Source organism: Terriglobia bacterium (genome assembly GCA_020072845.1).
Lineage (GTDB): Bacteria > Acidobacteriota > Terriglobia > Terriglobales > Acidobacteriaceae > JAIQGF01.
On sequence record JAIQGF010000016.1, the window covers coordinates 89,959 to 103,267 of the forward strand.

Sequence of the window (13,309 nt, forward strand, 5' to 3'; positions counted from 1 at the left end):
TTTAGCCAAGCCCCACCCGCTCTGGCGAACCTAATATTGTCCGCCGCTACTCCCGTTCTCGTCCGTGACTTAAGTCACGCCCGGAATCATGCTGAGACCGCTTCTCTCTCCGCCGCCGCTTCGTACTCCGTGATATACCCCGCCACGGCGCTCGCGGCCACGGTCAGCGGGCTGGCAAGATACATCTGCCCCGGGCCGCTGCGTCCCGGAAAATTGCGGTTCTGCGCGCTTATCACCACCTGGTCGGGACGGGTGGAAACTCCCGGTCCGGCGTTGATGCAGGCCCCGCAACTAGGCTCGATCACGATGGCGCCCGCCTGCTTGAACACCTCCAGGTAGCCCTGCCGCACGCAGTAATCGCGCGTCTCCTGCGACCCGAACTGGATGTAGAACTTCACCGAGCCGGCCACGCGCCTGCCCTGCTTGAGCGCCTGCGCGAGCACACGCGCGTACATGTCCATGTCTTCGTTCTTGCCGGCGGTGCAGGTACCGCCGTAGGCGATCTCGATCGGCACCGGCGTGTTCAGGTCGCGCACGAACTTGCCGTTGCCGGGATCGCCGGGGGTGGCAACCATGGGATAGATTTCTTTGGCGTTCATTGCGATGACGTGGGCGTACTCGGCATCGGAATCGCTTTGCAAGCCGGCAACCAGCTTCTGTGCTTGGGCACCGTCCATGCCGCGCCGCTCCACCAGGAAGTCCACCACCTTCTCATCGGGCGCGACGATGCCGGTAAACCCGCCGATTTCCGCCGCCATGTTGGTCAGCGTCGCGCGCTCATCCACGCTCAACTCTTCCACCGCTTCGCCGGCATACTCGATCACCTTGGCCAGCGCCTTGCCGCTGCGCACGTAATCCATGGCGAGGATGGCGAGGATGAAGTCCTTGGCGGTGACGTTCGGCTTGCGCCTGCCGCGGATCACCACTTTCACCGATTCCGGCACCTTGACCCGCACATCTTTCGTGATCCAGGAATTGAAGACATCGGTGGTGCCGATGCCGAAGGCGATGCAGCCCATGGCGCCGACGTGCGGCGTGTGCGAGTCCGAGCCGACGTTCACCTGGCCCGGCAGTGCGTAGGTTTCCAGCATCACCGAGTGGCAGATGCCCTCGCTGCCCTTGCGGTCCTTGAGCTCGCCGTGAAGCTGGATGCCCTGGTCCTTGGCAAAGTCCTGCTGCTTGAATTTGAGCTGCGTCGCCAGGTCCAGCAGGCCCATCTTGCGCTTTTCTTCCGACATCACCTCGTCAAGAAACGTCAGATGATCGCGGAAAAATTTGATGGAGTCGCGATCGTTCACCGGCACGCCCTTGCCGACGAAGTGCTCGTAGAAGATCGCCGCCATCGGGGTGACGTACTCGTGCGAGAAGCGCAGGTCCACGCGGGTGAAACCGGTATCGCCAGGCTTGACGGCCGGCGGTCGATTGTCGACGGTCGATGGCCCGGAACCTGTCGACTGTCGACCGTCGACCGTCGACGGCCTGTTCACCATGTGCCGCGCGAGAATCTTCTCCGATATCGTCATCGGACGCGCCTTGGTTGTAATCGGCGGCACGGAAACTTTGGACTGCATGCGCGCGACGTTGAACGGAAACAACCCGCCGTACTCGATGACCTGGCGCGTAATCTCGTCCTCGCCCTGGGTAAACACGGAGAGCGGAATTTCTTCGCCGCGGCGGATGCAGTCAATCAGCGAAAAATCGGTGGAGGTTAGCACGCCCAGGTTCTGGCAGTTCTGCTTGTAGATGCGCTCGATGTTTTCCGCGATCACCAACTGAATTCCCGCCGACCGCTCGGCGTAGGGCGATTGCTCGCGGCTGGAACCCTTGCCACGCCGCTTTCCGCTCACCGCCGCGACGAATCCGCCCTGCTTGACGTCGCTGCGCTTGATCGGCGTTTCGCTGCCGCACTTCAGGCCGGTGTAGGGAAATTCGCCGAGCGTCTCATCGAAAAAGAAGCAGATGTGCGCGGGCGTGATCTCGTCGGTGGAGATGTCGTCGCGCAGCTTGGGATTTTTTTCCGGATGCGCCGTGTCCCACGGCAGGTCCCACCCCGCAAGCTGTTTGCGGATGAGCTCAGGATCTTCGGTCAGAAACAGGATTCGTCCCTGCAACCGTACCTGCTGCGGACGCTTTTCAATCTTGCGTTCCAGGAGTGACTTGATCACGTGGCCATCCTCAAAAACCGCTGATAAACATTTTACGCTGCACCAAGGTTTGTGGCTCACGGAAGTGTGTGACAAGGCATTTTGGCGCGCGCGTTCCGCTAGCGATCGTGCCACAATGCACAACTGTCATCCGCACGCGAGCGGGGTACGACCTTGAGAAGTGCACTGTTAGTGGCCGTTGTGCTCACTGCCCTTTCTGCCAGCGGGCAGGATAGTGCCTGCAGCGAAATCAATGCGGCGAAAGCGAAGACGTACGGCTTTCACCCGACACAGGTCGACCAGAAAACCAGAGAAGCCAAGTCTAAAGCGATGGATTCGTTCTGGTTGCTGGTGAAGAGCAAAGGACGCGGCGGCCAAGAGTGCCTAAAGCAACTGCTCACCACGGAAACCAAGGACCAGTTTTTCCTCTTCGATGGCGCGTCTCTTCTGCTTTCGTTGGATGGTTCCGAAGCCAGCCTGACGACAGTCACTGACGCCGTTCAGCGCACCGACATGGCTGAAGTAGATTTTGCGGGTTATATGCGATTGACGCTGCAACTTGCGTCCCGGGGCGCCGACACCGGCCCACTGGTACTACGCTATCTACGCCAGGAAAATCCTGTCGCCAATGCCCCGGCGCACGCCATGAGCTTCGACCGCAACATGGCTGCGATTCTGCTGTTCGGCAGCATGCGACCCGAGATGGTAGACCGTTATGCCATCCCTGCGCTCACTGATCCGGACACGAATGTGCGCGCTGCAGTGGCGATTGCGGTCGCGATCAATATGACGGAAAACAGTTTCAAAGCGCTGCAAGCATTTCAATTGGGGCAAATTCCGGAGCAGGTCCGGAAGCAGTTGGTGCTTTATCGTACGTACACGCCACTGAAATTCGCTGGCGAGAGGCCGACGTTCTCGCGAGAGCAGGTCTTGAAAGTGATTCGTCGCGTTCCGCACACCGAGGAAGAATTCGAAGCCGTATCGACTCAGTACTCGAAGATTCTGGAGGAGCGCGAGAAGTCCGAACCAAAGATGGATCCGCACGACACTAAGGCGCTAGCGGCAAGCGTAAACCGCCACGTGGAAGAAGACGAGCCCTATTTCGGAATCGCAGGAGCGAAGAAATTTCTGCAGAGCGCGGTGCTGACTCTAGGTGAGCAAGACTTGCCTGAACTGCGCGAAGCGCGCCGCAAGTCGGTGCACGGTCTGTCCGATGAGACAATGTACGAGTATTTTGCTTACACGCAGGTGATCGAAGGAATCATCAACCGCCTCGACCTGTACAAGAACTATCGCTTGCACTAGCCTGTCGGCCTATTCGTCCCGGTGCACGGTTTCGATGGCGAATGCCGGCAAGCACACGGCGATGTACTCCGCACCGTCCGCTTCCGGCGTTGAATACCTGATCCACTCGCCCTTATGAGCGATCACCGCCTGGCCGGCGCGCACGTCGAGGTGACCGCCCTGGTGCTCGACCCGCAGCAGACCGCGCAGCACGATGGTGTATTCGTCGAACTCCGGCGTCTGGCCCGGTTCCTGCCAGCCCGCCGGACTGCGCATGTGAGCAACGCTGACCGGCGAGGTCTTCGAATTCACGCGGCCAATGTATTCATCAATCAGCTTGGGCTTGTTTCCGGCGGCCGTGATGCGGGTGGGTTGGGGAATCAATGTGGGCATGCGACATCAGCATACAACCTGCGAATCAGAATTGCGGCGCTTGCGATTCTGTCGCCCGCTGAAGCGGGCTCGCCATCGTAGCTTCAGCGTACCCACGGCTTACGCCGTGGGCTACAGATTCTGTCGCTCGCTGAGCGAGCTAAAATCCGCGTTCATCAGCGTTAATCTGTGGCCGATTGGCTAATTTTTTCTATTCCGGCTTGCGCGCGGCGGCGTACTCCGCCGGGCTGGGCAATTCTTCCAGCCCGCGTCCGGCAAGAATGTCTTCCATAATCCTGACGAAGTCGGCGTGCACCAGGCTGTTGGTGGCCAGGGTTTCGCGGCTGTCGAGGCGCCACGGGCCGCCGGTCATGTCGGTAATGGCGCCGCCGGCTTCTTCCACCAGCAGGGCGCCCGCCGCGGTGTCCCACGGGTTGAGGTTGAATTCCCAGAATGCGTCCAGGCGTCCGCTCGCCACCGACGCCAGGTCCAGCGCCGCCGATCCCGCCCGCCGCACGCCGTGCGTCCGGAGCGTGATCTGGTGATAGAAGTGGATGTTGGGATTCTTGTGGCGCTTGTGGCTGGGAAAGCCGGTGCCGCACAGGCATTCGGCCATGTTGTTGACCTTGGAAACGTGCATGCGGCGCTGGTTCAGGTAAGCGCCGCTTCCCTTCTCCGCCGCGAACAGTTCATCGCGGGTGGGATCGTAGATGACACCCGCCACGCGCTTGCCCTTGTGTTCCAGCGCGAGCGAAACGCAGAACACCGGGAAGGCGTGGGCAAAATTCGTGGTGCCGTCCAGCGGATCGATGTACCAGCGGTAGTCGCTGCCGGTCTCGACGCGCGCGCCTTCTTCGCCGATCAGGTCGTGGCGCGGCCAGCGGGCGCGAATGCGATCGGTGATCAGAGCCTCGCTGCTCCGGTCGGCCTCGGTGACCAGGTCGACATCGCCCTTGTACTCGAAGCCGATGCGCCGCCGGAAGTGGGTCATCAGCAACGCGCCCGCCTCCCGTGCGATCTCGCTCATGGCAGGAACGAATTGGTCGGAGGAATGCAAGCAGGCTTTAGGCGTTAGGTTTTAGGCGACAATACGGAACGCAGTACCGCGATCCAGTCGCCTAAAGCCCAAAGCCTAACGCCCCTCAGGCGCTTTCACCCGTTTCTGCGGCCCGCCGTCCTCGGCGATATACATGATCTCGTGCTTGAAGATAAACAGATTCGGCGCGTCCTCGCGGGTCAGCCGGATCATGTTCTTGTCGTAATACTCGATCCAGCCCCGCACCACTTCCCCATCGCGGAGCTTCACCTGCACCGGCTTCTGCTTCTCGCCCAGCGCTTTCAGGTAAGCCGCCTCTTCAAAGGTCTCCTCCGGCGGCGGCGTCTTCGCCTTTTTCAGCGGATTCGAGTTGCCCGGAGTGCGAAATGCCATGCGGACATTGTACACGCGAAGTCGACGGTCGACGGCCGGCAGTCGACGGCCAGAGACAACCTTGCGATCCGGGAGCTGGAAGCAATTTGCTCTTGCCGTAGACGGTAGACCGTAGACGGTAGACCGTCGACCGTCGACCGTCGGCTACTTGAATTTCGACGTGAAGTATCCCGTCCGATGCCGCGCTTTCAGGCCCTCGGTGGCCGGGCCTTTCAGCTCGACTTTGATCTTGCGGAAATCGCTTTCGGCGATCCGGCGCACGGGGTAGTAGGCGAGCAGATACTGCGCCCGCAGCTCTTCGCTGATTTGCTGGAACGCCTGCTCCAGCCGCGGCAGCGTGTCGGCGTAATAATATTTCCCGCCGGTATCGTGGGAGAGTTGGATAAGCGCGTGCTCACCGCCCAGGTCGCGTCCGGCGCTGGCCTCGATGGGCACCACGATCATCGAATAGACCGTCGCCTCCGACTGCTGCGCCGCCCGCAGCGCCTCCTGGTACGAAGTGCTGCTCATGGTGTCTCCACCGTCGGTGATGATCACCATGACCTTGCGTCCCGGCCGCTTGTACAGCGCCTCAGCGCCAAGATAAATCGCGTCGTACATCGCCGTCGCCGAACGCACGTGGACCCGCTCGATGCCGGCATCAATCCGCTTCAAGTCGGAAGTGAACGGCACCAGTTCTTCCACCGTTTCGCTGAACTGGTACAGCGCCAGCGCATCCTGCGGGCGCATGATTTCGTGCGCGAACTTGCGCGCCGATAGCAGCTCCAGCTTCAAGTCTTTTTTCGTGCTCAGGCTGGCATCCACCGCCATCACGATGGAAAGCGGCAATTGCGACTCGCGGCTGAACACGGAAATCGCCTGCGGCACGCCGTCTTCGAAGAGCGCGAAATTATCCTTGGTCAGGGTGCGGGCGGGTGCGCCGCTGGCGTCGTTGACGGTAACGAACACGTTGACCAGCTTGACGTCAACGCTGATCGCCGGTTCCTGCGTGTCCTTCTGCGGATCTTCCGCGCCCACGGCGAACGGTGTCAGCAGCGTGAGCGCGAGCAGCAGCGCGACAGCCGGCAAGCGCACAAGCTTCATCGCGGACCTGGTTGATGAGATGCGGCGGGACTCGATAGGCACGATAGGTTGTTCTACTTTCCTCTGCGTCCTCTGTGTCCTCTGTGGTTAAGCCCTTCGTACTTCCGGCGGGAACGGCTCGCCGTCGGCCCAGACCGCGCCGTCTTCGAAGTGTTCTTTCTTCCAGATGGGCACCGTCTGCTTCAGCGTGTCAATCATCCACCGGCATGCGTCGAAGGCCGCCGCGCGATGCGCCGAGCTGACCACGATGGCCACGCTGGTCTCTCCGATCTGCAGCCTGCCCAGCCGGTGCGCGACGGCAACCTCCCGCACCTTGAATTTCGAGAGCGCCTGCGCCGCCAACTCCTCGAGCTGCTTCCGCGCCATCTCTTCGTAGGCTTCATAGTCGAGGTACAGCGTGCGCCGGCCGCGGCTGTTGTCGCGCACGATGCCTTCGAACACCACCACCGCGCCATCTTCGGCGCGCTTCATGCGCTCGGCGAGCCCGGCGGTGTCAATGCGCTCGCTGCTGAGTTGAACCCGCGATTGGGTTGCGGGTTGCGTGCTGTCCGCCCCGCCGCTGACCGGCGGCAGCAAGCCCACCTCGTCCTGCTCGTGCAGGCCCGCCGTCCGCGCCGCGTACTCCTGGTTCAAAGCCACCGCAATCGAGCCCAGCATGCCCTTGAGTTTCGCGTCTTGCGCGTAATGCGAGAGCAGATCGCGGACCGTGGCGCCCTCCGGCAGCGACACCTCGTCGCTGGCCTTGCCGGCAATGTCTTTCAAGATTCCGAAGAACAGTACGCGAACCTGCATAAAGAAAGTGGTCAGCGATCAGTGGCCAGTTGCCAGTGCCCGGCACCAGCATCTACTTCGATTGTAATGGAAGAGGTTCAAAGATGACGTTGGCGTCGGTGCACTGGTACATCTGCACCGCCCGGTAATTTTCCACGATCGCCTTCACCACGCCGGAGGAGAAGCGCTCCGCGCCGTCGCTCATGAAGTTGGGATACATCGGGTAATTCCACTGCGCCACGATGAGGTCGAACTCGCGGCTGCGCACCATACGCTCCAGGCCGGTGTCGGGCCAGCCGCCGCGCATCACCAGTTGGCTGTACACGAACGGGTTTGACACCCAGACGGTCTTCCCCGCCAGCACCAGCGCGCCGACATTTTCCGACAGCACGCGGTCGCCGGGATATTGCTTCACCAACGCGTACACCCGGTCGCAATCCTGCACCGTGGCATAGGGATCGAACGGAAGCGTGCGGTCGCGCCAGAGGAAAATGCACAGCCACGCGGTGACGACCACGGCCATCACCAGCGCCAGCGCGCGCGGGCGGATGCGCGACATTTTCTCCCAGCCGAGCCCGGCGCACAGGCACAAGGCGGCCGGCCACTCCAGGAAATGGTTCCAGTTCGATCCCAGCTTGCCTGCGCTCACCGCCGTCAGAGTCGCCACAACAAGCCAGAGCGCGGGCAGTGAAATCCGCCGGCGGAGGAGGCCGGGGATCAGCAACACCGCCGCCAGCGCTACCAGCACGCGGTGTCGTGCGATGACGTCGGTGAGCCGCAGCAGGTACACGCTCCAGGAAAACGGGTCGGAATGGGTCAGGAAGAGGTGGGTGAGGATCGTGCCGCGGGTGGCGCCGGTCGCGATGGCGAGCGCAACCACGCACATCGCCGCCATGGTTGCGGCGAAGCGCACCGCCTGCTGCCCTTGCTTGCGCGTGATCAGCCACAGCGCGCAAGCCAAGGGCGCCGCGATGTATGTGCACTTCACAAACAGTGCGGCCACGAACAGCGCCGGCGCAAACAACGAAACATTAACCACAGAGGACACGGAGGAAGAAACACGATAGGAATTTTCGATTGCCGATTTTCGATTGTCGATTTGGTCAGAACCAGGCCTGGCAATCGGCAATCCTTTGGCTCCGTCCTCCTCTGAGTCCTCTTTGGTTACTTCACGACAGAAGACATACACTCCGGCCGTGCTCAGCGCGAGCGCCAGAAAGTCCACGCGCAGCACGGCGCTCCACGATTCCACCACCGGCAGTGTCCCATAGATCGCGCCAAAGACGACGCCGGTGAGCGCCGAACCGGTCAGGCGCGTGATGGTAAGCGCGACAAAAACGCAGATCGCCATCACGCACGCCACAATCACCAGCCGCGGCCACAGGAACGACACGCCGAACAGCTTCCCCGGTATGGCCAGCAGGTAATACGCTACCGGGCCATAAGGATTGAGGATGTTGGGCATGGCATGCGGATCGGGATACGGCGTCAGCCCGTGCGTGATCCGCGCCAGCGCGTTGAGGATGTTGCCCTCTTCGTAGTCCACCTGGAAGGGCAGGCCGACGTGGCGCCGAATGGCCGCGGCATGTGTCAGGAGATCGCGCACCACCCACCCCAACACCAGCAATTCGCAAGCGACGAGCACGATCCGTTGCCACGCGATGCGGGGCTTCGCGCTGCGCGGGACTGCCTCGGCCTGAGCTTGATCAGGGGCCTTGGTGGGTACCATTTGCCCAAACACTAGCACAGGTCAAAGCCTAGGGTACCTACCCGATCGTCACAAGACGGAAACGGGAAGCGGGGCGACCAAATGCGAGGAGCTTGCGGCATTACCCTCCGGGCCGCGCGCTACAATTGGAGTCGCTCTAATTGCAGTTGGATGGAGGGGCAGACGTGTTCACGCACTTTGCTGCTTGCGTGGTTGTGTTTTCGCTACTCGGCCCGATACCAGTTCATTCGCAAAATACGTCGAACGCTGCCGACGGCCCGGGTCTGTTCGAACAAGGCATGAATGGGATTCGAGGCAGCGGGGTCAATCGCAACGACCGGGAAACCATCGAATTCTTCCGCCGCTCCGCAGAACTGGGGTATGCCCCGGCGCAGGTTGCGCTGGGATACATGTACGACACAGGCTTCAGGGTCGCGAAGGAGCCGAGGCAGGCGGCGGAGTGGTACAAGAAAGCCGCCCAGCAGGGAGATTCGCTGGCGCCGTGGCTGCTGGGCCGCGTCATCTATCTGGGAGCGGTTCCTCCGCTCGACGTTAACGACGCCATCATCTGGCTGCAGCGCGCCGCGGACGCCAATAATCCATTCGCGCAACATCTGCTCGGCCTTATCAAGCTGGAGAAAAACGATTACGCGAAAGCGGCAGAGTTGTTCCGAACAGCGTCCCAGTATGGCCTTCCGCAAGCGCAATACGAACTCGGCAAACTGCTGCTCAAGGGCCCGGGAACGATCAAGCAGGATAAGTTCGAGGCTTACGTGTTGCTGTTGATGGCCGGCGACGCGAACTACGCGCAGTATCCCGATCTGCAGTCGCTGGAGACTGAACTGGGCCGGGCGCGCGCCCAGGAGGCCAAGACGACAGCCCGCCAACGCGAGCGGGAATCTTCCCGCACCGTCATCGCCCACGGCTGCACCGGATGGGATGGCGAGTTTGACCGCATCTCCAGTCCACCGCCACTCGACGTTCAGCAGTTCTGTCGCTGACCGCCATCACAAATAACAAGGGCCGCGTCTCGCAACGCAGCCCTCACTGACCACTAGCCACTGACCACTGGCCACTCTTTACGCCACCGGCACGGCGGCGCCGCTCAGCACCTCGGCGCGCGTGACCGCGTCCTGCTTCTCTTCCGCCTTGCTGGCCGGCAGGGCGACCTCGAGCACCTGGTCAATCGTGCTGACGTACCTCACGTCCACGTTCTGCAACTGCTCCGGCGTCAGGTCTTCCTCGACGTTGGTCTTGTTGTCCGCCGGGATGATCACGGTTTGCACGCCGGCGCGCTTGGCGGCCAGGAATTTCTCCTTGATGCCGCCAATCGGCAGCACGTTTCCGCTCAGCGTGATCTCGCCGGTCATGGCCGTCAGCGGCCGCCCCGGGCGGTCGGTGAGCAGCGAGACCAGCGCGGTTGCCATGGTGACACCCGCCGACGGCCCGTCCTTCGGAATCGCGCCCGCCGGCACGTGGATATGGATGTCGTGGTCCTTGAACCAGTCTTCGCTGATGCCCAGCTTGCTGGCGTTCGACCGTACCCAGGTCAGCGCCGCCTGCATCGACTCCTGCATCACCTGGCCGAGCTGTCCGGTCATGGTGAATCCGGCTTTGCCCTTCATCTTGTTGGCTTCGACGAACAGGATGTCGCCGCCGGTCGGCGTCCATGCCAGTCCCACCGCCACGCCGGGACGCTTGGTGCGCTCGGCGATTTCGCCTTCCACGCGGATTTTTTCTCCGCCCAGGAACTCGCGCACCACCGGCGTCGTCACCACCAGCTTGTCGTGCTTGCCTTCGGCGATGCGCCGCGCCTTCTTGCGGCAGATGGTGCCGATGTTCCGCTCCAGGTTGCGCACGCCGGCTTCGCGCGTGTAGTGCCGGATGATGTGCCGGATCGTTTCTTCCGGAAATTCGATCTGCTCCGGCGTGATGCCGTTCTCATCCGTCTGCCGCTGGATCAGATAGCGCACCGCGATGTGGACCTTTTCGTCTTCGGTGTAACCCTGGAGTTCGATGATCTCCATGCGGTCGCGCAGCGGATCGGGCACCGGATCGAGCTGGTTCGCGGTGGTGATGAACAGCACCTTCGACAAGTCGAAGGGCACGTCCAGGAAGTTATCGCGGAAGGTGTTGTTCTGCTCGGGATCCAGCGTCTCCAGCAGCGCCGAGGCCGGATCGCCGCGGAAGTCGCGTCCCAGCTTGTCCACCTCATCCAGCATGAAGACCGGGTCGTTGGTCTCTGCCCGGCGGATTCCCTGGATGATCTGCCCCGGCAGCGCGCCGATGTAGGTGCGCCGGTGGCCGCGGATTTCCGCCTCGTCGTGCACGCCGCCCAGCGACAGGCGCACGAACTTGCGTCCCAACGCCCGCGCGATGCTCTTGCCCAGCGAGGTCTTGCCCACGCCCGGCGGTCCGACAAAGCACAGGATCGGCCCCTTCATGCTCGGCTTCAGCCGCCGCACCGAGAGGTGATCCAGAATGCGGTCTTTCACCTTCTGCAGGTCGTAGTGATCGGTGTCCAGGATTTCCTTTGCCTTCAGAATGTCCACTTCCCCGCCCGAAGACTTGTTCCACGGCAGCACCGCCAGCCACTCGATGTAGTTGCGGGTCACGCTGTAGTCGGCCGCCATGGGCGACATCCGCGAAAGCCGCCCCAATTCCTTCAGGGCTTCCTTCTTGACCTCATCCGGCATGCCGGCCTGCTCGATTTTCTGTTTCAGATCTTCCGAGTCGCGCGTGGTTTCGTCGCTCTCGCCCAGTTCTTTCTGGATCGCCTTCATCTGCTCGCGCAAATAAAACTCGCGCTGCGTCTGCTGCACCCGGTCCTGCACTTCGCTCTGGATCTTGTTGCGCAGCTGCATGACCTCCAGCTCCTTGGCCAGGTGCTGGTTGATCTTGTCCAGCCGCGAGCGCACGTCGGCGGTCTCCAGGATTTCCTGCTTGTCGCGCGTCGACAGCGTGGGCAGCGAGCTGGCTATGAAATCCACCAGCCGCCCCGGTTCCTCGATGTTCATCGCCACCGTGGACAATTCGTCGGAAAGCGTCGGCGACCCGGCCACGATCTGCTGGAACAGCGTCATCACGTTGCGCTGCATCGCTTCCAGTTCCGACCCGGTCTTGGCCGGAATCTCCGGGATGGTTTCCACCGAGGCGCGCATGAACGGCGCCAGTTGCGTGTATTCTTTCAAATGCACCCGATCCAGGCCCTCGGCAAAAACAAACAGGCTCTGGTTGGGCATTTTGACGACCTTGTGCACCACCGCCAGTGTGCCGATGGCGTACAGGTCCACCGGTTGCGGCGAATCGACCCTCGCCTCGCGCTGCGCGACCACGATGATCGTCTTGTCCTCGCCCAGCGAGTTGATCAGTTGCACCGAGCTTTCCCGGCCGACCGTCAACGGCAGGACCGCGTGCGGGAATAGCACCGTGTCCCTTACCGGCAGCACGGGCAGATTCGTGTTGCCTGGCGCCCCTTCGCCGGGAGTTCCGTGGCGCTCTAAGTTGCGCGTTTCATTAGCCATATGACTCCCTTGAGTGCATGATACTCAAGTTTTGATGCTGCCTGTTGCCAAAAGATTCAGCCCGGCCCGCTCTAGCTGGGTCCATCAAACTCCACCGGTTCGCGACGGCGAAAAGCCGCGTTGCGTCCGCCGTGCACCTTCGGCCTAAAGCCCAACGCCTAACGCCTGAAGCCTGAAGCTAGCCGCCTGTTTTGCAGCGCCCGGATTCTACTCCCCCCCGCCTCCTCCGGCAACGTAACCAAGGTTGGACATTTGGTTCCCATTCCTTACTTGGAACGAACCCAGATCGGCATCTAGCATCCGCCTGCCCTCTTACCAATCTTCAACCCAAAAAACAACGGCCCGCGCTCGCGCGCGGGCCACTCGCAACCTGCAACTCGCGACTCGCGACTCACTTCACCTTGGTCGACTTCCCCTCAAACATGTTCGCCCAGGTCTTGCCATTGTCGCTGGACGTGTCGAGCTTGAAGGTGTACGAGGTTGGAGATACTTCGTTCAGAACGAATTTCGCCTTGACGACTTTGCCGCCCATGTCCTCATCGGACGTCCACGTCCAGGTCTTGCCCGACACGTGGCCCGTCGACCGCTCGTGCTCTCCCATGCTGTTGAACGCGTCGTAGGTGTAGGCCTTCTGCTTAACGTCGTAGCCCATGGTCGCCACCTCGGTCATCGCCCCCATCGGGCCGGTGCCTTTCGAGTTCGTGACCAGGAAGAAGTCGCCCAGCATGTGGGCCTCATCCATGCTGCTGAACTTCCCGGCCGGCCCGAAAGGCGAGGCTTTCATCTCGCCCTCACTCTTCCAATTGCCAACGAAATAATGCAGGCGCTGCTGCTCCGGACCTGCCTTCGGCATCGGCGGCGGCGCCTGCGCCAGCACGATGTTCGCCACCATCACTGCCATCAGACCGACTAAGCATGACACTATTCTCTGTCGCATCTTTGCCTCCTTCTGAAAGCGGCGGCAGCATAGCAGCACCATCCCGGGTTTTCAATC

General features: G+C 61.7%; 11 protein-coding genes. 2 read left to right on the forward strand and 9 right to left on the reverse strand.

Going from position 1 to position 13,309, the window contains the following annotated elements; genetic code table 11:
- Window positions 1-86: 86 nt before the first annotated feature.
- Complete coding sequence (locus LAN70_16255) at window positions 87-2,150, reverse strand: 3-isopropylmalate dehydratase (protein MBZ5512701.1); 2,064 nt, start codon at window positions 2,148-2,150, stop codon at window positions 87-89.
- Window positions 2,151-2,336: 186 nt separating this feature from the next.
- On the opposite strand from LAN70_16255, the gene LAN70_16260 reads away from it, so the two are divergent.
- The gene (locus tag LAN70_16260) at window positions 2,337-3,449 is read left to right on the forward strand and encodes a hypothetical protein (protein MBZ5512702.1); all 1,113 of its coding nucleotides are present in this window, start codon (window positions 2,337-2,339) and stop codon (window positions 3,447-3,449) included.
- Between the two features lie 9 nt (window positions 3,450-3,458).
- On the opposite strand, the gene LAN70_16265 is transcribed toward LAN70_16260, so the two are convergent.
- From LAN70_16265 to LAN70_16290, 6 genes are all read right to left on the reverse strand, one after another.
- Complete coding sequence (locus LAN70_16265; GenBank protein ID MBZ5512703.1) at window positions 3,459-3,821, reverse strand: cupin; 363 nt, start codon at window positions 3,819-3,821, stop codon at window positions 3,459-3,461.
- Window positions 3,822-4,011: 190 nt separating this feature from the next.
- Complete coding sequence (locus LAN70_16270) at window positions 4,012-4,827, reverse strand: inositol monophosphatase (GenBank protein MBZ5512704.1); 816 nt, start codon at window positions 4,825-4,827, stop codon at window positions 4,012-4,014.
- A 105-nt stretch (window positions 4,828-4,932) separates the two neighbouring features.
- Entirely contained in the window at window positions 4,933-5,229 is a 297-nt protein-coding gene (locus tag LAN70_16275) for an RNA chaperone Hfq (GenBank protein MBZ5512705.1), read from the reverse strand.
- Window positions 5,230-5,373: 144 nt separating this feature from the next.
- A complete protein-coding gene (locus LAN70_16280) occupies window positions 5,374-6,312 on the reverse strand; it encodes a VWA domain-containing protein (GenBank protein ID MBZ5512706.1) in 939 nt (312 codons plus the stop codon).
- Window positions 6,313-6,399: 87 nt separating this feature from the next.
- The gene (locus LAN70_16285) at window positions 6,400-7,104 is read right to left on the reverse strand and encodes a molybdenum cofactor biosynthesis protein MoaE (GenBank protein ID MBZ5512707.1); all 705 of its coding nucleotides are present in this window, start codon (window positions 7,102-7,104) and stop codon (window positions 6,400-6,402) included.
- A gap of 52 nt (window positions 7,105-7,156) precedes the next feature.
- A complete protein-coding gene (locus LAN70_16290) occupies window positions 7,157-8,812 on the reverse strand; it encodes a hypothetical protein (protein ID MBZ5512708.1) in 1,656 nt (551 codons plus the stop codon).
- A gap of 278 nt (window positions 8,813-9,090) precedes the next feature.
- Here LAN70_16290 and LAN70_16295 point away from each other — a divergent pair, with 278 nt between their 5' ends.
- Window positions 9,091-9,792, forward strand: a complete 702-nt coding sequence (locus LAN70_16295) for a sel1 repeat family protein (GenBank protein MBZ5512709.1) — start codon at window positions 9,091-9,093, stop codon at window positions 9,790-9,792.
- 78 nt (window positions 9,793-9,870) lie between these two features.
- Here the strand turns inward: LAN70_16295 and lon are convergent, their stop codons facing one another.
- Window positions 9,871-12,315, reverse strand: coding sequence for an endopeptidase La (gene lon / locus LAN70_16300; GenBank protein ID MBZ5512710.1), 2,445 nt, complete (start codon window positions 12,313-12,315; stop codon window positions 9,871-9,873).
- A 391-nt stretch (window positions 12,316-12,706) separates the two neighbouring features.
- Window positions 12,707-13,252, reverse strand: coding sequence for a DUF1579 domain-containing protein (locus tag LAN70_16305; GenBank protein ID MBZ5512711.1), 546 nt, complete (start codon window positions 13,250-13,252; stop codon window positions 12,707-12,709).
- Window positions 13,253-13,309: the final 57 nt, after the last annotated feature.

Bases quoted from the DNA above. Each gene is read 5' to 3' on its own strand.
- LAN70_16295 (MBZ5512709.1), top strand. From the start codon at position 9,091: ATGAATGGGATTCGAGGCAGCGGGGTCAATCGCAACGACCGGGAAACC.
- LAN70_16290 (MBZ5512708.1), bottom strand. From the start codon at position 8,812: ATGGTACCCACCAAGGCCCCTGATCAAGCTCAGGCCGAGGCAGTCCCG.
- lon (MBZ5512710.1), bottom strand. From the start codon at position 12,315: ATGGCTAATGAAACGCGCAACTTAGAGCGCCACGGAACTCCCGGCGAA.
- LAN70_16305 (MBZ5512711.1), bottom strand. From the start codon at position 13,252: ATGCGACAGAGAATAGTGTCATGCTTAGTCGGTCTGATGGCAGTGATG.
- LAN70_16280 (MBZ5512706.1), bottom strand. From the start codon at position 6,312: ATGAAGCTTGTGCGCTTGCCGGCTGTCGCGCTGCTGCTCGCGCTCACG.
- LAN70_16270 (MBZ5512704.1), bottom strand. From the start codon at position 4,827: ATGAGCGAGATCGCACGGGAGGCGGGCGCGTTGCTGATGACCCACTTC.
- LAN70_16265 (MBZ5512703.1), bottom strand. From the start codon at position 3,821: ATGCCCACATTGATTCCCCAACCCACCCGCATCACGGCCGCCGGAAAC.
- LAN70_16275 (MBZ5512705.1), bottom strand. From the start codon at position 5,229: ATGGCATTTCGCACTCCGGGCAACTCGAATCCGCTGAAAAAGGCGAAG.
- LAN70_16285 (MBZ5512707.1), bottom strand. From the start codon at position 7,104: ATGCAGGTTCGCGTACTGTTCTTCGGAATCTTGAAAGACATTGCCGGC.